The organism is Pseudoalteromonas sp. Z9A4 (assembly GCF_011378845.1).
In the GTDB taxonomy this organism is placed as follows: domain Bacteria; phylum Pseudomonadota; class Gammaproteobacteria; order Enterobacterales; family Alteromonadaceae; genus Pseudoalteromonas; species Pseudoalteromonas arctica.
In genome coordinates this window covers 1-21177 of sequence record NZ_WTLA01000021.1, presented here as the reverse complement: position 1 = coordinate 21177, position 21177 = coordinate 1, and the positions used below count along the sequence as shown (strand labels likewise).

The 21177-nt window shown below is 39.4% G+C and carries 22 protein-coding genes; 18 read left to right on the top strand and 4 right to left on the bottom strand.

Features of this window, described 5'->3' with window-relative positions; all coding sequences use genetic code 11:
* Window positions 1-4 precede the first annotated feature (4 nt).
* From metH to GQR54_RS14335, 5 genes are all read left to right on the top strand, one after another.
* Window positions 5-2635 carry a methionine synthase gene (gene metH / locus GQR54_RS14355; protein ID WP_166378500.1) on the top strand — a complete coding sequence of 877 codons (2631 nt, stop codon included), beginning with the start codon at window positions 5-7 and terminating at the stop codon, window positions 2633-2635.
* Window positions 2636-2860: 225 nt separating this feature from the next.
* A complete protein-coding gene (locus GQR54_RS14350) occupies window positions 2861-3727 on the top strand; it encodes a hypothetical protein (RefSeq protein ID WP_007376159.1) in 867 nt (288 codons plus the stop codon).
* Window positions 3728-3782: 55 nt separating this feature from the next.
* The gene (locus GQR54_RS14345; protein ID WP_166378498.1) at window positions 3783-4538 is read left to right on the top strand and encodes a hypothetical protein; all 756 of its coding nucleotides are present in this window, start codon (window positions 3783-3785) and stop codon (window positions 4536-4538) included.
* A 187-nt stretch (window positions 4539-4725) separates the two neighbouring features.
* Window positions 4726-5223 carry a (2Fe-2S)-binding protein gene (locus GQR54_RS14340; RefSeq protein WP_002958127.1) on the top strand — a complete coding sequence of 166 codons (498 nt, stop codon included), beginning with the start codon at window positions 4726-4728 and terminating at the stop codon, window positions 5221-5223.
* Window positions 5220-7481 (top strand): molybdopterin cofactor-binding domain-containing protein, encoded by a 2262-nt coding sequence (locus tag GQR54_RS14335; RefSeq protein ID WP_166378496.1) that lies wholly within the window; start codon window positions 5220-5222, stop codon window positions 7479-7481. The genes GQR54_RS14340 and GQR54_RS14335 overlap by 4 nt, the downstream gene beginning before the upstream one ends.
* Before the next feature lie 68 nt (window positions 7482-7549).
* Here the strand turns inward: GQR54_RS14335 and GQR54_RS14330 are convergent, their stop codons facing one another.
* The 4 genes from GQR54_RS14330 to flgA form a co-directional block, all read right to left on the bottom strand.
* Window positions 7550-7747: a CsbD family protein gene (locus GQR54_RS14330; protein ID WP_166378494.1), complete on the bottom strand. Its 198-nt coding sequence runs from the start codon at window positions 7745-7747 to the stop codon at window positions 7550-7552.
* 300 nt (window positions 7748-8047) lie between these two features.
* Window positions 8048-8476, bottom strand: a complete 429-nt coding sequence (flgN, locus tag GQR54_RS14325; RefSeq protein ID WP_206017724.1) for a flagellar export chaperone FlgN — start codon at window positions 8474-8476, stop codon at window positions 8048-8050.
* Window positions 8476-8763: a flagellar biosynthesis anti-sigma factor FlgM gene (flgM, locus tag GQR54_RS14320; protein WP_166378492.1), complete on the bottom strand. Its 288-nt coding sequence runs from the start codon at window positions 8761-8763 to the stop codon at window positions 8476-8478. Before flgM ends, flgN begins: the two co-directional genes overlap by 1 nt.
* A gap of 97 nt (window positions 8764-8860) precedes the next feature.
* Window positions 8861-9622, bottom strand: coding sequence for a flagellar basal body P-ring formation chaperone FlgA (flgA, locus tag GQR54_RS14315; protein ID WP_166378490.1), 762 nt, complete (start codon window positions 9620-9622; stop codon window positions 8861-8863).
* Window positions 9623-9729: 107 nt separating this feature from the next.
* Here flgA and flgB point away from each other — a divergent pair, with 107 nt between their 5' ends.
* From flgB to GQR54_RS14250, 13 genes are all read left to right on the top strand, one after another.
* Window positions 9730-10104 carry a flagellar basal body rod protein FlgB gene (gene flgB, locus GQR54_RS14310; RefSeq protein WP_166378488.1) on the top strand — a complete coding sequence of 125 codons (375 nt, stop codon included), beginning with the start codon at window positions 9730-9732 and terminating at the stop codon, window positions 10102-10104.
* Window positions 10104-10520: a flagellar basal body rod protein FlgC gene (gene flgC / locus GQR54_RS14305; protein ID WP_166378486.1), complete on the top strand. Its 417-nt coding sequence runs from the start codon at window positions 10104-10106 to the stop codon at window positions 10518-10520. The genes flgB and flgC overlap by 1 nt, the downstream gene beginning before the upstream one ends.
* 4 nt (window positions 10521-10524) lie before the next feature.
* Entirely contained in the window at window positions 10525-11178 is a 654-nt protein-coding gene (locus GQR54_RS14300; RefSeq protein ID WP_166378484.1) for a flagellar hook capping FlgD N-terminal domain-containing protein, read from the top strand.
* 24 nt (window positions 11179-11202) lie between these two features.
* Complete coding sequence (locus GQR54_RS14295) at window positions 11203-12543, top strand: flagellar hook-basal body complex protein (RefSeq protein WP_166378482.1); 1341 nt, start codon at window positions 11203-11205, stop codon at window positions 12541-12543.
* 11 nt (window positions 12544-12554) lie between these two features.
* Window positions 12555-13286 carry a flagellar basal body rod protein FlgF gene (gene flgF / locus GQR54_RS14290; RefSeq protein WP_166378480.1) on the top strand — a complete coding sequence of 244 codons (732 nt, stop codon included), beginning with the start codon at window positions 12555-12557 and terminating at the stop codon, window positions 13284-13286.
* 14 nt (window positions 13287-13300) lie between these two features.
* Entirely contained in the window at window positions 13301-14086 is a 786-nt protein-coding gene (flgG, locus tag GQR54_RS14285) for a flagellar basal-body rod protein FlgG (protein WP_166378478.1), read from the top strand.
* A gap of 2 nt (window positions 14087-14088) precedes the next feature.
* On the top strand, window positions 14089-14808 hold the full coding sequence (locus tag GQR54_RS14280; protein ID WP_166378476.1) for a flagellar basal body L-ring protein FlgH: 720 nt from the start codon (window positions 14089-14091) through the stop codon (window positions 14806-14808).
* A gap of 17 nt (window positions 14809-14825) precedes the next feature.
* On the top strand, window positions 14826-15935 hold the full coding sequence (locus GQR54_RS14275) for a flagellar basal body P-ring protein FlgI (RefSeq protein ID WP_166378474.1): 1110 nt from the start codon (window positions 14826-14828) through the stop codon (window positions 15933-15935).
* Between the two features lie 12 nt (window positions 15936-15947).
* A complete protein-coding gene (locus tag GQR54_RS14270) occupies window positions 15948-16415 on the top strand; it encodes a rod-binding protein (protein WP_166378472.1) in 468 nt (155 codons plus the stop codon).
* A gap of 7 nt (window positions 16416-16422) precedes the next feature.
* The gene (flgK, locus tag GQR54_RS14265; protein ID WP_166378470.1) at window positions 16423-17730 is read left to right on the top strand and encodes a flagellar hook-associated protein FlgK; all 1308 of its coding nucleotides are present in this window, start codon (window positions 16423-16425) and stop codon (window positions 17728-17730) included.
* An 11-nt stretch (window positions 17731-17741) separates the two neighbouring features.
* Window positions 17742-18638, top strand: coding sequence for a flagellar hook-associated protein FlgL (flgL, locus tag GQR54_RS14260; protein ID WP_166378468.1), 897 nt, complete (start codon window positions 17742-17744; stop codon window positions 18636-18638).
* Between the two features lie 34 nt (window positions 18639-18672).
* Window positions 18673-19698 carry a flagellin gene (locus GQR54_RS14255; protein WP_166378466.1) on the top strand — a complete coding sequence of 342 codons (1026 nt, stop codon included), beginning with the start codon at window positions 18673-18675 and terminating at the stop codon, window positions 19696-19698.
* Window positions 19699-20003: 305 nt separating this feature from the next.
* A complete protein-coding gene (locus tag GQR54_RS14250; RefSeq protein WP_166378464.1) occupies window positions 20004-20870 on the top strand; it encodes a flagellin in 867 nt (288 codons plus the stop codon).
* Window positions 20871-21177: the final 307 nt, after the last annotated feature.

Sequence of the window (21177 nt, the reverse complement as noted above, 5' to 3'; positions counted from 1 at the left end):
CAGCATGACCAAACAAATAGCAGTATTTACTAATGTCGGCGAACGTACCAATGTAACGGGTTCTGCCATGTTTAAACGTTTAATCATGGAAGAAGACTTTGAAGCCGCGCTAACAGTGGCACGCGAACAAGTAGAAAACGGCGCACAGGTTATTGATATAAACATGGACGAAGCCATGCTGGACTCAAAAGCCGCCATGGTTAAGTTTTTAAACTTAATAGCCTCAGAGCCTGATATTTCTCGCGTACCAATTATGGTCGACTCCTCAAAATGGGAAGTAATAGAAGCAGGCTTAAAGTGTATTCAAGGCAAGGCAATTGTTAACTCAATATCGTTAAAAGAGGGCGAAGAGCCGTTTATTCGCCAAGCTAAAATAATAAAACGCTTTGGTGCAGCCGCTGTTGTAATGGCATTTGATACCGACGGACAAGCCGACACGGCAGACCGTAAGTTCGCAATATGTGCGCGCAGTTATAAAATATTGGTAGAAGATATTGGCTTTGCGCCAGAAGATATTATATTCGACCCTAATATATTTGCCGTAGCCACCGGTATTGAAGAGCACGATAACTACGCCGTAGAATTTATTGAAGGCACACGCCGCATTAAACAAAATTTGCCGCACTGTAAAGTGTCGGGCGGTGTATCAAATGTATCGTTTTCGTTTAGGGGTAATAACCCCGTACGTGAAGCCATTCACTCGGTGTTTTTATATCACGCTATTCAAGCTGGTATGGACATGGGTATTGTAAATGCGGGGCAACTAGCCGTTTACGATGATATACCAGAAGAACTACGTAAAGCCGTTACCGACGTAATACTTAACACCGACTCAGGCGCAGGCGAGCGTTTAGTAGAGCTTGCACCAAAATACTCAGGTATGGCGCAAGCCGAGCGAGTAGAAGATTTAGAGTGGCGCACATGGCCTGTTGCAAAACGCCTTGAGCATGCGCTTGTAAAAGGCATTACTACATTCATAGATGAAGATACCGAAGAATGCCGCGCCGCAGCAGCTAAACCTATCCACGTAATTGAAGGGCCGTTAATGGACGGCATGAACGTGGTAGGTGATTTATTTGGCGCAGGTAAAATGTTTTTACCACAAGTTGTTAAATCGGCGCGCGTAATGAAGCGAGCCGTAGCCTACCTAGACCCATACATTGAGCTTGAAAAAGAAGAAGGCTCAACTAACGGTAAAATAGTAATGGCGACCGTAAAAGGTGATGTACACGACATAGGTAAAAATATTGTGAGTGTTGTACTGCAATGTAATAACTATGAAGTAATTGACTTAGGTGTAATGGTACCGGCTGATAAAATACTGCAAACCGCAATCGACGAAAAAGCCGATATTATTGGATTATCGGGCTTAATTACCCCATCGCTTGACGAAATGGTACACGTAGCAAAAGAAATGAAACGCCGTGGTTTTGAACTGCCGCTACTAATTGGTGGTGCTACTACTTCTAAAGCGCACACCGCAGTAAAAATTGAGCCGCAATATGACAAAGGCGTAGTGTATGTAAGTAATGCAAGCCGTGCGGTAGGTGTAGTATCTAATTTATTATCAAAAGAGCATAAGTCTGGTTTTTTAGAAAAAACCCAAGCTGAATATGTAAAAGTACGCGAGCAGCAAGCACGTAAAAAACCTCGCTCTAAGCCTGTTACAATCCAGCGCGCACGCGATAATGCAGCAAAGCTTGATTGGGATAACTACACGCCACCAGTGCCTAAAAAGCTCGGCGTGATCGAGTTTAAAAACGTATCAATTGCTACTTTGCGTAAATACATAGATTGGACGCCATACTTTATGACGTGGTCAATCGCTGGTAAATACCCGCGCATAATGACCGACGAAGTAGTAGGCGAGCAAGCGCAAAGCTTATTTAAAGACGCTAACGACATGTTAGACGACCTTGAAAAAGCAGGCAGTTTGCAACCACTTGGCGTAATTGGTTTATTCCCAGCAAACCGCGTAGGGGACGACATAGAAATATACACCGACGAAACACGCAAAGAGCTATTAACGACCTCATGCCATTTACGTCAGCAAACCGAAAAAACCGACTTTGCTAATTACTGCCTAGCCGACTACATAGCACCCAAAGGCACACCAGACTATTTTGGTGCGTTTGCAGTAACGGGCGGTTTAGAAGAAGACGACTTAGCGAATGCGTTTGACGCACAGCAAGACGATTACAACAAAATAATGATTAAAGCGGTTGCCGACAGACTCGCCGAAGCGTTTGCCGAATACCTACACGAAAAAGTACGTAAAGAGTATTGGGGTTTTGCACCAGACGAAAACCTAGCAAACGATGAGCTAATACGCGAAAACTACCAAGGTATTCGCCCAGCGCCAGGTTATCCCGCGTGCCCAGAGCACACCGAGAAAAAGAAAATTTGGCAGTTGCTCGATACCGAAAAACGCATTGGTATGCAGCTAACTAGTTCGTACGCCATGTGGCCAGGTGCTGCTGTTTCAGGTTGGTATTTCTCACACCCTGAGGCTAAATACTACGCAGTAGCCGCAGTACAACGCGATCAAGTTGAAGACTACGCCAAACGAACCAATATGGCGCTTGAAGAGGCTGAACGTTGGCTATCGCCTAATTTGGGGTATGATCCGGAGTAATAGAACAGCTGTCAACTATCCGTTAAAACAAAAAACGAGCCTAATTTGGCTCGTTTTTATTTTGTATCTTTATATTTGTTATGACAATAAATATCGATAACTCAGTTGTTTACATAATAGGTATTAGATGTGACTATTAAATGGATTGAACATGTAGTCTATGTATTAGTTTTGGACTAAGCATAAAGGATACTAAGTTTTAGTTACTCTAACTAAGGAATTATAATGCAGACAATTACGGAAGATCAGCTATCTCTTGAATATTACGGTGCAGCAGTTGAAAAAGGGCAACTAAAAGCGAAAGATGTTGCTCGCTATATTTTGGCATTAGATGAATTTATGAACGTTATTACAACAGAAGCTTATGGTAAAGATGCATCGCTATGTATGGATGTATCAGGTTTTAGAGGACAATCATTTGATATTGATTTTTTACTTCAGGTTGTAGGTTTATCCTCTGGAGCACTATTTTGCACTAGCTCCCCCAAAGACCTTATTACTCTGGCTACTGACTCAATTAAGTTGTGTATTCATTTAGCTGGCAATCAACCGAAGCAGTGCACACCAGATAGTAACGCGAATACAGTTAATATTGAAAACTCTAATGGTCATACTCAAGTATTTCATATTCAAACGCTAAATGTTCTTTCTGACCCAAAAGCTGCTAATTCATTGGATACATTTATTAGAGAGCCTTTGCTCAAAGGGTTAAGCGAAGTAAAGTTAAAATCTTCAAAGTTTGACATCCAAACTAAAGCTTCGGCTAATGATGCTGAATTTTTTAAACCTCTAGATTTCGATTTACCAATTTCAAAAAATACAATTACAACAGGTTTAACTATTGAATCACCATCCTTTAAAGATGGAAATAAGTGGAAATTATTTGATGGACAATCCAGTTTCTATGCAGAGATTACTGATAGAGAATTTATTGAGACTGTAGATAAAGGAGAGCGGTTTGGTAAAGGGGATCTATTAATAGTTGAAATGGAAATAATTCAGACCAAAACACCGCAAGGTTTGAAGATCGAAAAACTCATTACGAAAGTTACAGATCATAAAGAAGCGCCTCAGCAGAAAGGTATGTTCTAAGATTTTAGGTCAAAGTATTAGAAATATAATAAAAGCCCAAATTGAAGGACTATAAATGAAACATCTAAACCACATCCTACTGTGCCTATCTCTACTTTTTACATCTAGCACATTTGCTCTTGAGCAAAAATATCACGAGTTCGTTTTACCTGTTATTGCTGCCTTTGCAGATCACGATAAACCTGCAATTGCTGCACTTATTCGCTACCCGCTAAAACGACGATACCCCATACCTGACATTAAAAATGAAGCTGAGTTTATCAACCGCTTTGATGAAGTTTTTAATGATGAGCTAGTGGCAGTTATTGCCAGTTCAAACATTGACACCGATTGGGATAAAGTAGGTTGGCGTGGCATTATGCTAAATAACGGCGTTATGTGGGTTGATACCGAAGGTAAAATTATTGCTGTAAATAATCAAAATACTAAAGAGCAGGCACTTGCTAAAAGCTTAATCGAACAAGGTAAGCAATCCTTGCACGCAAGTATTAATACTTTTGAAAAACCAGTACTCGATTGGAAAACGGCTAACTACCATATTCGTGTTGATGATTTAGGTGATGGAAATTACCGTTATGTAGTGTGGGGTATTAATAAAAAGCCAAGTGACAAGCCTGATATGGTTTTACTAAATGGCGATATTACATTTGAGGGTAGCGGCGGAAATCATCACTATACGTTTAAAAATGGTCGCTATAGTTATGTGCTACAAGTAACCATTATTGGCTGCGATACATCACCACCAGGTTGGCTTGAAGTTTATAAAGACGATGAGCGATTACTATTTGAAGATGTTATAAGCACTCATTAATGTATGTTTTAGTATGCTTGATAATGTAGATCTGTTTTTAACAGTAAAACGTTCTAATAATTAGTATTTTTATAAAACAGATCTAAGTGGTAGGCTAAAAGTAGTAAGTATAAAATAGTAAGTAATTAAAAATAGTTCTCGCGCAACAAGGAACCCTCCTGTAAAGCGCTTTGCCAAGGAGTTTAGTATGATCACGCTTACCATTAATGGTAATAAACATGAGTTTTCTGGCGATCCGTCAACGCCAGTATTATGGTATCTCCGAGACGAATTGAATTTAACTGGGCCTAAATTTGGCTGTGGCATGGCGCAGTGTGGTGCGTGTACCGTGCATATTGATGGGGTAGCTCAGCGCTCGTGTGTATTACCTGTAGCGGCAGTAGCGGGTCTTTCAATTACTACAATTGAGGGGTTAAGCGAGCAGGGCGACCATCCAGTGCAACAAGCATGGGTTGAGCATAAAGTACCGCAGTGTGGTTTTTGCCAATGCGGCCAAATGATGCAAGCTGCAAGCTTATTAGCTGCAAACCCAACCCCTACCGACGATGAAATAGTAAGTAATATGTCGGGAAATATTTGCCGTTGTGGTACATACCCGCGTATTCATAAAGCAATTAAATCAGCTGCTAAAACAATGGCGAGTGTTCAGTATTTTGACCCAAATGAACAAGGGGAAGAAGTATGAACCAAGATAATAAATATTTTGATTTAAACCGCCGTAAGTTTTTAAAAACCAGTGCAATAGGTGCGTTAGTACTCGGTACTTATTTTGTAGGCAGTGCGCCAAGAGCGATTGCTGGTGTGTTAGAGCAGCCATCTGAGCTGGCAAAACGCGCAAACTTATTTATTGCACTGCGCCCAGACGGCATGGTTGAAATAACGTGCCATCGCTCTGAAATGGGTCAGCAAATTCGCACCGCGATTGCACAAATAGTTGCCGATGAAATGGAAGCCGCGTGGGATAAGGTTATTGTTATTCAGGGTAAGGGCGATCCTAAATACGGCGATCAAAATACCGATGGCTCGCGCAGTATTCGCTACAACATGCAGCGCCTGCGTGAAATGGGCGCAAGTGTACGTTACATGATGCAGCATGCTGCCGCTAAGTTTTGGGAAGTTGACCCACAAACCTGTACTGCTAATCAACACGTTGTTACACACAGCTCAGGTAAATCGCTTACTTATAAAGATTTAATCGACTTAGCGCTTACAATAACGCCACCAGAAGCTGACAAACTAACGCTTAAAACACGCAAAGAATGGCGTTATATTAATACTGGCATGGCGCACATAGATTTAGCCGATTTAGTAACAGGTAAAGCAATATTTGCAGCCGATGTACGCGAACCACAAGCGCTGGTGGCTATAATTGAACGCCCGCCGGTAGTAGGCGGTGTTGTTAAGTCATTTGATGCCAGTGCTACAAAAGCGATAAACGGCGTTATAGATGTTATTGAAATACCTGCACCAAAAGGCGCACCGCAGTTTCAGCCAAAAGGTGGCATTGCGATTATAGCTAAAAACACATGGGCTGCATGGCAAGGGCGTAAAGCATTAAAAGTGGTGTGGGATGATGGCAAAAATGGCGATTACAATTCAGAAGAATTTAAAAAGTCATTACTAAAAACAGTACAAACTCCACAGGCAAACATACGTGATAAAGGCGATGCCATGGGCGTGTTGGCTAAATCGAGCAATAAACTCGTAGCTGATTATTACGCGCCGCATCTTGCTCAAGCACCAATGGAGCCGCCTTGTGCAACAGCTATGTACAACAAAGACAGTGTTGATATATGGGCTGCTACGCAAAATCCACAAGCCGATATGAAAACAGTGGCGGCAATGCTTGCCATGGATGAGAGCAAAATTAATGTTCACGTTACCATGTTAGGAGGCGGTTTTGGGCGTAAGTCAAAACCTGACTTCTCAGCAGAAGCGGCTTACCTTTCAATGAAAGTAGGCAAGCCTATTCGTGTGCAATGGACGCGTGAAGACGACATACAACATGGTTTTTACCATGCAGTTTCGGCTCAGCACATTGAAGCATCGCTAGATAAAAATGGCGCAATAGAATCGTATTTACACCGCACCGCGTTTTCACCTATTACCTCTACCTTTTCAGAAGGGGCGACTACGCCAGGGAGCTTTGAACTGCGCTTAGGATTTACCGATAACCCCATTAACACACCTAACATGAAGTTAGAAAACGGTGATGCGCCTGCCAAAGCACGAATTGGTTGGATGCGTTCTGTATCAAATATTTTTCATGCCTTTGCTATTCAGTCATTTATTGGCGAAGCAGCGCACAAAGCCGGTCGCGACCAAAAAGACTATTTACTAGACACTATAGGTCCGAGTCGTATTGTTGATGTAACTGAGCAAAATGCTACATACGATAATTACGGTGGCGATAAAGCGGTTTATCCGTTAGATATTGGCAGGCTGCGCCATGTTATTGAAAAAGTAGCTGACATGAGTAAATGGGGTCGAGAACTTCCTAAAGGTCGAGGTTTAGGCATAGCAGCACATAGAAGCTTTTTAACTTACGTAGCTACGGTAGTTGAAGTAGAAGTGTCGGATGCTGGTGATTTAAAAGTAATTAAATCGTGGGTTGCCATTGACGCGGGTACGGTTGTAAACACCGACACCGTTAAAAACCAAACCCAAGGTGGGTCTATTTACGGGATTACAACTGCAATCAGCGATGGTATTACCTTTGATAAAGGCCGCGTGCAGCAAAGTAACTTTCATGATTATCGCGTACCGCGTATGAGCGACGTACCTCTTGAGATTGACGTTGAAATTGTACAAAGTGATGCACCACCAGCAGGGGTAGGCGAGCCGTCTACACCAGTTTATGCGCCAGCATTATGTAATGCTATTTTTGCAGCGTGCGGAAAGCGTATTAGGCAGTTACCGATTGGTAACCAATTAAAAGCGTAGCTAAATAACCTACAGCTTAAACAAAAAAACCGCCAAAATGGCGGTTTTTTTAAAGCGGTTAACGCGGCTTAATGGCCTTTTTCAAACTCATCTACTTCGCGCTCTGCTTCTTCTTTAGATTTACCGTATTGCTGCTGGATTTTACCAACAAGCTCTTTACGGCTACCTTCAATTTTATCTAAATCATCGTTGGTAAGATCGCCCCATTTTTGTTGAGCCTTACCTTTAAGTTCTTTCCAATTACCTTCGATACGATCGCTGTTCATAAGTTTATCCTTACTTTAGGTTAGTGAATTAACTGTCAGTTATATAAAAGCAAAACATGTACCAATAAAGGTTTTTTCTATTTGTCTTTTAAAATCAATTAATTAGGTTTAATTTAACCTGTGGGGATTATTATTATGGATAAAACTTAATAAAATATACATATAGGCCTGTAACTATTACAGAGAGGCTTTGTGAGTTTCAAAATTGAGGGTTTTATATGAAGGTTAAAATAATAGAGTATGGTATGGCGATAAATTTATGAGGATACCCAGAGCGAGCGTGTATAAGTATAACTAATCTTATAATTGCATTTCTGGGTAGGCTTGTTTGTTTTCACCACCAGTTAAACGTTGCACTAATCTGCGTTGACTTGAGAGTAGTTGACCAGATCTCTCATTCATCATTTTGCAGGTTTTAGTTTTTATTTCTAGTTCCTGTAATAATTTTGTGGTGACACTTTTAATATCACTAGGTAGCTTTTCTCTTAGCTGTGTAAGCCCTTCTTTTCCACTAGGCAAACCCAAGCTAACTAAAAAGTTATCTCGTTGTATGTGTGAGCCGTTAAGGCTATCTAATAATTCGAGCATTTTATCATTATGCTCTTTTAACTGATTATCGCGTCGACTTAACAGTTCATACTGAGATTCAAGAAACTTAATTAAAGAGTCTAGCTTTTTTATATCGTCCTTTAAGCTGAGTATGTACTCTTTTATGGTATTAATTTTCATTATTTATGTAACTCAATAAGTGCGTTAACTGTCGCATCAATATCTATCTGAAACTCGCCGTTAGCAATAGCAGCTTTAACTTGTGCAACCATGTCCATGTCAACATCCGATTGCGACGCTAAGTTTTCAAAAGTAGAGTCTATAGACTTACTTAGTTCGCTTACTTCGCTTGTGCTTTTCTCTGGAACTGACTGAACTTTCTTCTCCGGAGTATTTAAAGCAGAAGATCGAGAACTCAATTTATTGATTTGTTCAACTTGTGTTGTTGGCGTATTTGTAATATTCATAGTGTGTTACTCATTATGTTTGAGGCTACTTAATACCTGCATGCAGGAAGATAGCGACTAATAATCTTTAAAACTTAACTTTTTTTGTATATTATTTTTATAAAATTGCTTCTACCACTCTTACATCAATCACTTTACCTTGAACGACTTTGTCAGATGACAGGTTTTTCACCTTTATTATTTCACCTAGTTGTCCGTCTTCCAGTGCGATAGCTTTTACATTGGCTGAAAAATTTGCAAAATTAACTTGTAGTAAGATGTGCTCATCTTTATTAACTAATTGCTTGTTTTCTAGGTACCTGCGGGAGATTATATCATTTTTTCTTAATTCTCGCTTAACGGACAAGCCCAATACTTTACTTATATTCGCCTCTGCTGAATGTAGATGCTTGCTTATATCTACGCTTTTATATTCTAAAAGATCAGCTGTAAGTACCTCTCCTCTACTTATATTACGCTTAGCTGCAACAAGTCTTACCCATAAATTTATTTTGGCGCTAGCCCTAAAACGCCATTTAGGGCTATCACACTCTACAGAAAGACTAATTCTTCCTGCTGGGGGAGTATCTTTCTTCGAACGGCTTATTTGTAGGTCATTGCAGCTTAAACCTTTACTACCCCTGGGAATGAACAGCTCTATTTTTTGTTGCTGATTACTTGAACTTATTGTTGCTAAATATGTATCAATTTCATTTTGTAAGTAGGTATTTATTTTTTTTTCAAAATTTATATTGTTGGCGAAGGTATGAGCACTAAAAAATGATAAGACAAAAATAAAGCGGAAAACGCAGTGCTTCCCTTGGGGAAGCTTACCTTCCGCTCTGTTTGTTGTGAAAGTCGTTTTTTTTGAGTAACTCATTGGTTTTTATCTTTAATTAAAGTTGGCATAAAGTTTGTATTGTCAGCTGCTATAGATAGAGGTGTGCGAACAGACGAGCATACAAGAATCAAAAAGTAGAGGCAACAATGGAACTATTCGATAAGGCGTTGGGAGTGCACCCATTCTCAATGCAGCTAAGGCTAGATCGCGCTGAGATAATAGCAAGTAACTTGGCTAACGTAGATACACCGGGGTTTAAATCTCGAGATGTAGATTACCGTCAAATTATGGATGGTGTTTCATCAAGTATTTCACAAAATCGAGATGTTGCCTTTGCAGGTGCTCAAGCCGAAGAACTAAAATACAGAGTGCCGTACCAACCGTCGGCTGATGGTAACACTGTTGAGCTAAATATTGAGCAAGCTAAGTTTGCAAATAACAGTATGGATTTTCAAACCAGTTTGACTTTTCTTAATATGAAAATAAATGGTTTGTATAAAGTAATTAAAGGAGAAGTGTAATGTCTTTTAACTCTATTTATGATTCAAGTGGAAGTGCTATGCGTGCGCAAGTAATTCGCTTAGACACTATTGCTTCAAACCTTGCAAACGCAGATACAGCAGCGGGCTCTGAACAAGATGCTTACAAAGCTCTTAAGCCTGTGTTTTCGGCTTTATATAAACAAACCCAGGACGGTCAGTCTATTTCAGCGTCTGTTGATGTTTTGGGCGTTACAGAATCCAAAAGAACAGTTGAACAGCGCTATGAGCCAAATAACCCTATTGCAAATAATGATGGTTATGTTTTTTACTCTAACGTAAATGTATTAGAAGAAATGGCCGACATGATGTCTGCGAGTCGTAGTTACCAAACTTCGGTAGAAGTTATGGGACGCGTTAACAGTATGCAACAAAGTATTCTCAAATTAGGACAATAATAAAATGCAAGTGAATACAACTAGTCAAAATGCGCAAGATGTTGTTAACGGTACTTCAAACATATCTGGGAATAGTTCATCAGAAGAAATGTCTACGATGTTTTTAGAGTTATTAGTTGCTCAAATTAGCAATCAAAACCCTCTAGAACCAATGGATGGAACAGCTTATGTTAGCCAGCTAGCTGAGTTTTCTAATGTAGAGTCGCTACAAGGTATCAGACAAAATACGACTCAGAGTTTAGATTACATGAGTAGCTTAGCAGTCTTAGAGGCAACCAAAATCGTTGGCGAATCTGTTGATGTAAAAGCAAGCAGTATTGCGTTAGAGCAAGACGGTAATGTCGCTGGCTTAGTTAATTTAGATACTGCTGCTGATTCAGTGACTGTACAGCTTTATAACGAAAACGGCGTAATGGTAGAAGAGAAAAACTTACCTTATTCAGGTGTTGGTGAGTTGCGTTTTGAGTTTGAAAATCAAAATGCAGGAGGATATGCCGTGAGAGCTTATTCAACAACACAAGGCGTACCTAAACAGCTTGATACATGGCTAAGTGGTAGTGTTGAACGAGTATCTGTTGGCAAAACGCCAGAAGATATTTTATTACAAGTTGACGGCTTGGGTAATTTTAGCCTTACTGAAATCAATCAACTGGCATAAATAATTGAATAAGGAATAAATAATATGTCTATGTTTAATATTGGTCTTAGTGGCCTAAAAAGTACTCAAACAGGTTTAGAAGTAACAAGTAATAACATCGCAAACTCAGGTACTGCCGGATATAAAAATAATACGGCGGAATTTGCTGCTGTTTATAATGGTGGTCAACGTGGTGGTGTTAAAGTTGCAAACATCAAAGAAGACTTTGTAACAGGTGGTGAGATTGTTCGTACGGGTAATTCGCTTGATATTGCTATTGACGGGCAAGGTTTTTTTGCTGTATCAGAAAATGGCCGAACAGCTTATACCCAAGCAGGTCAATTTACACTTGATAATGAACTAAATATTGTAAATGCCAATGGTGCAAAATTACAAGGTTTTGGCATATCAGAAGCTGCTGGTGGCGATCCTACTATTGTATCGGGTGTTTTAACTGACCTAAAAGTTGAAGCCTCAAATATTGAAGCAAAAGCAAGCACCGAAATTAACTTCAACGGTAACTTAAGTTCAGCGAGTGATGTAATTTCATATCCTACAGCGCCAACGCTTTTTGACCCTACAGATGGTAGTCAATATAACTTCTCGCAATCAACAGAAGTGTTTGACTCATTAGGTAATAGCCATGTAATGACCCAGTATTTTAACCATACAGGTAGCAACGAATGGCAAGCTATGTTTTTCCTTGACGGAAAGCCATTAACTGCAGGTGATTTAACAGCAGTAGGTGCAACTGTTGGTTCGCAAGACGTTGATGACGGTACGGGCACTCTGGTTTCTGCAGGCACATTAACTATGGAATTTGATACTAATGGTCAAATGGTTCCGTACACCACAGCTCCAAATGTAACAGCGGTTAATTTGGCAGTGGGTGTAGCAGGTGCTACAGCGACAACTAATGCTGAAATAAGTAGTGGTGCAGCTGCTCTAGCTATAAATCTAAAATTTGATGGTACAACTCAATTTGGTTCAAGCTTTAGCGTAAACGAAAATGATGCTGATGGTTATACATCAGGTGCGTTTTCGGGTGTAACCGTTGGTGACGACGGTAAAGTATTTGCTACTTTTACAAATGGTGAATCAAAGCTACAAGGGCAGGTTGTATTGGCTTCATTTGCTAACGTAGATGGTTTAGAGCAAGGCAGTAATACAGTTTGGTATCAAACAGAAGAATCTGGTAATGCGCTTTATGGCGAGCCAGATAGTGGAGCACTAGGTAAATTACTGTCAGGTTCGTTTATGGGCTCGAATGTAGACATTAGTGAGCAGTTAGTTGGCTTAATGTCATTTCAGCAAAATTACCAAGCGAATGCTAAAACAATCAGTAGTGCTGATGAAATGATGCAAATTTTGTTTAGTAATACTTAAGGAAATAGAGTGTGGAAAAGTTAATTTATACCGCAGTTTCTGGTGCTGAGCTAAATAATACTGCTTTACGAGTAACAGCCAACAATTTAGCAAACGTAAGTACGACTGGCTTTAAAGCTGACATGGAACAAGCTCAATCGATGATGGTTGTTGGCAATGGTTTTCGTACACGCTACATGGCTCAATTAACTCCAGTGACAACTGATTTATCATCTGGTCCTATTATGGATACTGGTCGTAATTTAGATATTGCGCTAAGTGATGGTGGTTACCTTGAAGTAATGGATGACAACGGAAACCCTGCATATACGCGTGCGGGTAATCTTGTGGTTGATGCTGATGGCTTTGTAACAGTAAACGGCCGTCGCTTACAAGGTGATGGTGGTGATATTCAATTGCCTGAATTTGGTGAGGTTGAAATTGGCTCCGACGGCATTATTAACTTAACCCCAATTGGTGGTGGTGTGATTGCTGAAGATGCGCGTATTAAGTTAGCAAGTACAGACGGAAATTTAGTTAAAGGCCCAGATGGCTTATTAAGAAGCCCAGATTTGCAGCCTTTACAAGCCGACGACACTATAAAAGTAAGAACAGGAGCCCTAGAAGGCTCTAACGTAAATGCCGTAGCTGAAATGATAAAAACGATGAATATTAGTCGTCAGTTTGAAATGAATGTAAAAATGATGAAGTCAGCTGATGAACTAGCAACAAGCGGCAATAAACTTATTAGCGGACAGGCATAAAAAGGGAGTAAATTATGAATTCAGCATTATGGGTAAGTAAAACAGGTCTTGCTGCTCAAGACTTAAGAATGACAACAATTTCGAATAACCTAGCTAACGTAAGTACAGCAGGCTTTAAAAAAGACCGAGCGGTGTTTGAAGATTTGTTTTATCAAGTGCAAAAACAACCGGGTGCTCAAGCTGATGATTTAAATCAGTTACCGTCGGGTATACAAGTAGGTACTGGTGTAAGAATTAACGGTACTCAAAAAGAGTTCACAGAAGGTAGCTTTGAAACGACAAGTAACCAGTTAGATGTCGCAATTGCCGGTCAGGGCTTTTTTCAAATAGAAAACCCAGATGGCGAGCTTTTATATACTCGTAACGGTCAGTTTCAGCTTAATTCAGAATCATTACTTGTTAATACTAATGGCCTTCCTTTAGCGCAAAATATTGCGTTACCAGAGGGAACAACAAAAGTAAGCATTGGTACTAATGGTACTGTTACCGCTATTGTAGGTAAAGATGCGCAGCCAGTTGAACTTGGTCAACTACTTACTGTTAATTTTGCAAACCCAGCGGGCTTACAAAGCTTAGGTGGTAACTTATATCGCGAAACAGCAGCTTCGGGCGAGCCTGTTGAGGGTATACCAGGTGAGGAATCTTTTGGTGGCTTACAGCAGTATACCATTGAGGGTTCAAACGTGAGTGTTGTTGACGAAATGGTAAGTATGATTGCAGTACAGCGTGCTTATGAAATGAATGCTAAAGTCGTTTCAGCAGCTGATGAAATGCTACGCTTTATAAATCAAAACGTATAATTATGAATAAGTTAGCTTGTATTATATTGTTATTATTAATTGCAGGGTGCAGTAATGCACCTGATAGCAGACAATTTGTTCAATGCGAAATTGTGTATGGCGAAGTTAAATGCCCAGAAAACCCAAAAAAGAAAACTCGTCAAGATTATGAAATAAGCCAAGATGCCTACCAACAAGGGTTAAATCACCAGGATGGGAGCTTATTTCAAGACAACTACATGTTTTCGCTTTATGCAGATAAGCGTGCGTACCGAGTGGGTGATATTTTAACTGTTGTATTAAATGAGCGAACTCAATCAAGTAAAAGTGCGGATTCAAGTTTAGATAAAAGTACAGATATCGATGTTGGTGTTCCCCTTGCTGGTAATCTTAACGTAGGGGATTTCAATTTAGGTGTTGGATCTAGTAGCAAATTTGATGGTGAAAGTAGCGCAAGTCAACAAAACTTCTTGAGTGGCTCTATTACTGTCAGAGTTGAGCATGTATTGTCTAATAATTCATTAGTGATCCGAGGGCGCAAGCAAATAAAGCTAAACCAAGGTGATGAATATATAGAAATTGAAGGCTTGGTTCGCCCTGAAGATATTGATGTTAGTAATAGAATATCTTCTTTGCGTATAGCTGAGGCTCAAATTAGCTATACCGGAAGTGGTACATTGGCTGATGCAAATAGACCTGGCTGGTTTACGACATTGTTTACTCGATTCTTAAACCCATTCTAGTAATTACTGAGGCTTTAATGAAATATTTTTTACTGGTACTTATAACCATAGTTGGCTTTGTACCACAATTTACTTACGCAGCCAAAGCACGACCATTATTAGACATGGTTGATGTACTTGGAGTGCGCGAAAATCAACTTGTGGGATACGGCTTAGTTGTAGGTTTACCTGGTTCAGGTGACAAAGCACAAATTAAGTTTGCAGGGCAATCTTTGAGTAATATGCTCAAACAATTTGGTGTATCAGTTGACGAAAAAAGTCTTCCTAAATCTAAAAACATTGCAGCAGTAGCAGTACATGCAACGTTGCCTCCTATGGGCAGCCCAGGGCAATTAATAGATGTTACTGTTAATTCTTTAGGTGATGCTAAAAGCCTACATGGTGGAAGTTTAATGCTCACGCCTTTAAAAGGTGTTGATGGAAAAGTGTATGCACTCGCACAAGGGAATTTAGTTGTTGGCGGTATAAACGCAAGCGGTAATGATGGCTCATCAGTCACTGTTAATGTACCTACATCAGGTCTTATTCCAAATGGCGCTATTATTGAGCGTAACGTCATGGATATGTTTAAAACTCAATCCGATGTGGTATTAAATTTAAAATCACCAAACTACCAAACAGCTCGTAATGTAGTACAAGCAATAAATAAAGTATTTGGTCCTGAGGTCGCAACAGCAGAAAATTGGGGACGTTTAGTTGTAAGCGCACCAAGCGATCCAAACAGTCGAAATACGTTTATGTCGATGTTGCAAGATATAGTTGTAGAAGAGGGAACCGAGCGTCCTAAAATTGTATTTAATAGTCGCACGGGTACTGTCGTAATGAACGACACCGTAAGAGTACATAAAGCGGCTGTTAATCATGGTAATTTAACCATCACAATTAGCGAGCAAGAAGGTGTATCTCAACCGGGTGCTTTTTCTAACGGACAAACAACAACAACTCAATCCAGTGATATAAGCGTAGATCAACAGCAAAAAAATATGCTTTTATGGCCTGAAGGCACCTCTTTAGATGAAATAGTTAAAGCCGTAAATGCCCTTGGTGCTACACCAGCAGAGTTAATGTCTATATTAATTGCTTTAGATAATGCTGGTGCACTTGAAGCTGAACTTTTAGTTATTTAACGGAACATTGTAATGAAAATAGAGACTCCACAATTTCTTTCGCAATCATTGGCTATTGACCCAAAAAATGTAGAAAATATAACTAAAAACAGCTCAGAAAGTGAAGGTGTTAGGCAAGCCGCAGAGCAGTTTGAAGCGATATTTTTACAGCTTGTTTTAAAAAGCATGAATAGTGCAACAGAAACAATGTCTGGAGAAAATGGCTTTTTTAACTCTAAAGAGCAAGCGCAGTTTAGAGATATGCATGATGCGCAAACTGCTCAGCACTTAGCATCAACTAATCAATTAGGTTTGGCTGAAGCCATTATTAGACAATTCGACGAAAAAATTGCACCAATTGAAAATACATTTAAGAAAGACGTAGAAACGGTCGCTAGTACTTTAAATAAGGATGGTGAAAGTGTTGAACCTGCCCAACGTAATGATATTTACACTGGGGCATCGTTTATTCAGCCGTTGAATGTTATTACTATTAGGTAGTTAAATTATGTCGATGTTAAATAATGCATTAAGTGGGCTTAATGCCGCAAATGTAGCACTTACGGTTGCAGGGCAAAACGTTTCAAATGCAGCTGTTGAAGGGTACTCACGACAAGCAGCACAATTTAAAACAACTGGTGTTGCCCTTGGTGGTGTAGAGGTTACATCGGTAGAACGCATTGTTGATGAATTTTTAAACAATGACATTTGGCGTACAAATTCTGATTTATCTTATTATGAGAATAAACAAAGCTACTTAGGTTTTATAGAACAAGTTGTTGGTACTGACTCACTTAACTTAAATACTTCTATTTCAGCTTTAACTAATGCATTAAATGCCGCTTCTACGGCACCTGACTCTGCTGCATATCGTCAGCAATTTTTATCAGCTGCCGAAGGGCTGATGCAAGATTTTGCACAAATAAATGGTGCTTTAGGTGGGCAGTTAGATAAATTAAGCTCAGAAATGAGTAATGTTTCTCTTAGTGTTACATCATTAACTAAGCAAATAGCTGAAGTTAACGCAAGTATTGGCCAAGCCCTTGCTAATAACAAACCAAGTGCGGAGCTAAAAGATAATAGAGAAAGATTAGTAAGCGAGCTATCTCAGCATATTGGTGTGTCAGTAGTTGAGCGAAGTTCTGGCTTAATAGATATAAGTACGCTGAGCGGTGCACCTTTAGTTATTGGTTCAAAAGGCGCATCAATGTCGGTAAATGGTACTGATATTAGCAGTCACTTTTTAGGTCAAGAATTTAAACTGGATAAAAATGTAGGTGGACATTTTGGCGGCTTGATAAGTGCAAACGAAGACGTTATTCAACCTACATTAGCAAGCTTGAATAGCCTTGTAAGTGATTTAGCTGATGATGTAAATGCAGCGCTAGCTGGTGGTTTTGATTTGAATAATGCCTCTGGCATAGCCTTATTTAACTACAGCGCGACTAACCCATTAGGAAGCATAACAATTAATCCTAATATAGGTAAAGACGAGCTTGCATTTAAAGGCAGTGCAACAGCGGGTGCAGGAGATAACTCTAACGTTGCGAATATTATTACGGCTATGACGGGTAAAGGGGATAGATTTACTTCGCTTGTTGGAGAGCTTGCTATAACAAGTAAGCAAAATCAAACGAGTATTGCTACCGCCTCAAGCTTAAACGATAATGCTGTTGCAGCAAGAGATAGTCTCAGTGGTGTCAATTTAGATGAAGAGGCGGCAAGCTTGATGCATTTTCAACAAATGTATAGCGCAAATGCTAAAGTGATTAGCACCGCTGATCAAATGTTTAACGCTTTACTGCAAATGTTTTAAGGGATAATCCAATGCGCGTTAGTAGCCACCAATACCATATTAATACAATTCAAAACATTCAAACTAACTCTAGTAATTTTAACGATAAATCGATTCAGCTTGCTACAAATCAACGAATTTTAAAGCCATCGGATGATCCTCTCGGTGCAGTAATGCTTATGAACTTAGGTTCAGAAATTGATTCATTAGAACAATATAAAACAAATATGAATGCAGTTAATTACTCGCTTGGCCAGCAAGAGGTACAGTTAACGGGTATTGTTAATCAAATTTATTCATTGCAAAGTTTAATTACGACCGCAGCAGATGGCTCAATGGGTGATGCCGAAATTAAAGCCATCGGACAAGATTTGAGTATCGCATTTCCTGCTATAGTAGACTTACTTAACGCGACAGATAGTGACGGAAAATACTATTTCTCGGGTAGTAAAACAGACGAAAAACCATTTCAGATAAATGCTTCCGGTGACTATGTATACAGTGGTGATACACTAGTTAGAAATGTATCGGTTTCTGATGACTCAAGCGTAATTAATAATATTATTGGTGATGCTTTAGACCCAGGTGCTGATTTTTTAAATGCCATGAAAGATTACCTTGTTGATGTAAATAACCCACCAGTGGGCGGCGTAGGCAATCAATCAAGAGTGATGATTGACAAACTCGCTGGTTTTTTGAGTACTATAAGTGGCCAAGTAACGACAATTGGTGCGACAATGGCATCGCTTGACTCAATAACAACAAGTAATGAAGACATAAAAACGTTTACCGTTAATCTTCGAGATGATTTAAGTGCAGTAGATTACCCTGAAGCATTTATCTCAATGAACGAATCAATGGCAGCTTATGAAGCATCTATGCAAGTTTACTCAAGTGTGAGTAACCTTTCTTTGTTTTCATATATTTAAATATATAACTTCTATATAATTTCGGGAATATACCATGCTCGTCAAAAGTAGCGAAAAAGTTCAGTCACTAGAGCCAGCTAATACAGCTAAATCTAGTGGTGTCGTTACATCACCAAAAGACTCGGCTAATAATCTTTGGAAAAATAAGATTGTAGCCAAGCAAGAGCAGGTGCAAGTATTAACGCATTGGTCTATTCGCGGCACCTTAAGCCAAGAGCTTGCAAAGGCTGAGCAAAGTGAAGCCACTATTCGCGGTTTATATGCAGGCCTTGAAAGACTCGCTAAACAATTAAATACACAAGCTGCAAATAGTAAACCTCAAGCTATGCAGCAACGTAGTATTAGTTCGCAAATAACTAGCTTACAAAGTACAGTAAATAAAAAAGGTTCGGGGCTAGATTCACAGTTAATGATAACTGATCCTACGCGCCCTATAACTCGCAAGCTTAATGCTAATATAGACCTTGTTAGTACTCGCCCACACGAAGAAAATATACACTTAATGATGGGAAGAAGCGGCAAGTCGTTAAATTTAACACTGCCTGCTAATCAAGATGAGCGTGCCAACTTTACTGCAGTTCAAAGTGCTTTTTCACAGCATCAAATTAGTGTTGAGTTGAGCCGAGAAAATCGTTTGCTTTTCAGTGCGCAAAAAGAAAACTCAGGCCCCTTACTTGAACCTTGGGTAATGAGTGGGCAAGGAGTGCGTGTTGCTGCAGGAAATCCCATATCACTACAACTTAGTGAAATAAGTAACCCACTAAATGAGTTAGCAGACGTAGCCAATAAAAATGCTTCAGTTCAGGAGCACAGAGATCAAATTCAAGCAGCTCAGCGCCATTTAAAAGCGAATCTAGTAAAAGTACAAGCTAAAAGGCAACAACTACTTGCTCAATTACAACAACTAGATACAGCAAGTTCGCTCAATAATAGCGAGCAGTTAACGACGGTTAGCAGTAATGCTAAACAACAAATGATGAGTTCTGGCGCTAATAGTGTGACCGTTATTATGGCACAAGCTAACGTAACACGTAATATGGTGCAGTATTCACTTAACTAGTTAATTTACTTTCCAGTACATTGCAAGAAAACATGTCCAAAAAATAACTATATTAACTTTCTACTAATATGGTTATTTTTACAAAAAACTAGCCTTTAATTTTCATCTTTAATTTAGCTACCCCTTCTGTTTATAGTTTTATTTATATGCAAATTTACTTACTAGCGTTAAGTAAACTTATAAATTTAAAAAATAATCAAAATAAAGTTTAGTTTTTTCTTAATATGGTCGCTCTAAATGATTAGTCACTGCTATTTATGCTTTTTCGTGTAAATAGTATTAAAAAAACATAAAGGAAATTAAGCATGGCTTTATCAATTCAATCGAATATGGCATCAATGTCAATTCAAAACCAGTTAGGTCGTAGTAACGATAGCTTATCTACAGCGCTTGAGCGTTTAGGTTCTGGTTTTAAAATCAATTCAGCGAAAGATGATGCTGCAGGTCTACAAATTGCTTCACGCTTAAACGCACAAGTAAAAGGCCAAGAGGCAGGTTTGTATAACGGCGCGAACGCGATGTCGATGATGCAAACAGCTGAGGGCGCGTTTGATGAGATGACAAACATTGCTTACCGCATGAAAGAGCTTGCTACACAAGGTGCAAGTGATGCTAATGGTGCAACTGAGTGGGCTGCGCAAAGTGCTGAATATACTGCCTTGACTGCAGAGCTTGATAGCATTATGAAAAACACTACATTTGGTGGTACAGCGCTATTAGAGGGCGCCGCAAGTAAATTCGCTGATGCCGCTGGTGTTAAATTTCAAGTAGGTTCAAGTGCTGCTGAAACTTTAACGGTTGATATTTCCGGGGACTTAGATGCTACTACAGGTGTCGCTTTTAATATTGATACTATCCAAGGTCTTACTACGGGTGGCTTTGCATCTGTAGGTGAGGCGCAAGCACATTTGGCAGAAATTGATAAGCTGATTGCTGGTGTTGGTACTGCTCGTTCATCACTAGGTGCATCAATGAATCGTCTTGAGCATACGATGACCAACGTTACAAACATGAAAGAAAACACACAAGCAGCGTCATCTACGTTGATGGATGCTGATTTTGCGGCTGAAACGTCTAACATGACTAAGCAGCAGTTGTTAATGAACTCTGGTATTTCGGTATTGAGCACAGCGAACAGCACAACACAAATGATTGGTTCGTTACTTCGTTAATAGCTTAACGAGAGGTTACTTAAATAAAGCTTTTAATGAGTAATCAATGAATAAGCACATAAAACAGCTGCGCCTTTGGTGTGGCTGTTTTTATTTATGCAGTGCTTTTTAATAATATTGAGAGTCGCTATTTAATCTTTTGATAACTGTTTGAGAGTAGCTTGTGGTTTAGTACCACTGTGAATATAAGGACCAGGCTAAAAAATAATAAGTAAAACCAAAATAAAGTTTAGTTTTTTCTTAATGTGGTCGCTCTAAATGATTAGTCACTGCTATTTATGCTTTTTCGTGTAAATAGTATTAAAAA

Coding starts and splice junctions, on each gene's coding strand:
- metH (WP_166378500.1), top strand. CDS start 5: ATGACCAAACAAATAGCAGTATTTACTAATGTCGGCGAACGTACCAAT.
- GQR54_RS14350 (WP_007376159.1), top strand. CDS start 2,861: ATGCAGACAATTACGGAAGATCAGCTATCTCTTGAATATTACGGTGCA.
- GQR54_RS14345 (WP_166378498.1), top strand. CDS start 3,783: ATGAAACATCTAAACCACATCCTACTGTGCCTATCTCTACTTTTTACA.
- GQR54_RS14340 (WP_002958127.1), top strand. CDS start 4,726: ATGATCACGCTTACCATTAATGGTAATAAACATGAGTTTTCTGGCGAT.
- GQR54_RS14335 (WP_166378496.1), top strand. CDS start 5,220: ATGAACCAAGATAATAAATATTTTGATTTAAACCGCCGTAAGTTTTTA.
- GQR54_RS14330 (WP_166378494.1), bottom strand. CDS start 7,747: ATGAACAGCGATCGTATCGAAGGTAATTGGAAAGAACTTAAAGGTAAG.
- flgN (WP_206017724.1), bottom strand. CDS start 8,476: ATGAAAATTAATACCATAAAAGAGTACATACTCAGCTTAAAGGACGAT.
- flgM (WP_166378492.1), bottom strand. CDS start 8,763: ATGAATATTACAAATACGCCAACAACACAAGTTGAACAAATCAATAAA.
- flgA (WP_166378490.1), bottom strand. CDS start 9,622: ATGAGTTACTCAAAAAAAACGACTTTCACAACAAACAGAGCGGAAGGT.
- flgB (WP_166378488.1), top strand. CDS start 9,730: ATGGAACTATTCGATAAGGCGTTGGGAGTGCACCCATTCTCAATGCAG.
- flgC (WP_166378486.1), top strand. CDS start 10,104: ATGTCTTTTAACTCTATTTATGATTCAAGTGGAAGTGCTATGCGTGCG.
- GQR54_RS14300 (WP_166378484.1), top strand. CDS start 10,525: ATGCAAGTGAATACAACTAGTCAAAATGCGCAAGATGTTGTTAACGGT.
- GQR54_RS14295 (WP_166378482.1), top strand. CDS start 11,203: ATGTCTATGTTTAATATTGGTCTTAGTGGCCTAAAAAGTACTCAAACA.
- flgG (WP_166378478.1), top strand. CDS start 13,301: ATGAATTCAGCATTATGGGTAAGTAAAACAGGTCTTGCTGCTCAAGAC.
- GQR54_RS14280 (WP_166378476.1), top strand. CDS start 14,089: ATGAATAAGTTAGCTTGTATTATATTGTTATTATTAATTGCAGGGTGC.
- GQR54_RS14275 (WP_166378474.1), top strand. CDS start 14,826: ATGAAATATTTTTTACTGGTACTTATAACCATAGTTGGCTTTGTACCA.
- GQR54_RS14270 (WP_166378472.1), top strand. CDS start 15,948: ATGAAAATAGAGACTCCACAATTTCTTTCGCAATCATTGGCTATTGAC.
- flgK (WP_166378470.1), top strand. CDS start 16,423: ATGTCGATGTTAAATAATGCATTAAGTGGGCTTAATGCCGCAAATGTA.
- flgL (WP_166378468.1), top strand. CDS start 17,742: ATGCGCGTTAGTAGCCACCAATACCATATTAATACAATTCAAAACATT.
- GQR54_RS14255 (WP_166378466.1), top strand. CDS start 18,673: ATGCTCGTCAAAAGTAGCGAAAAAGTTCAGTCACTAGAGCCAGCTAAT.
- GQR54_RS14250 (WP_166378464.1), top strand. CDS start 20,004: ATGGCTTTATCAATTCAATCGAATATGGCATCAATGTCAATTCAAAAC.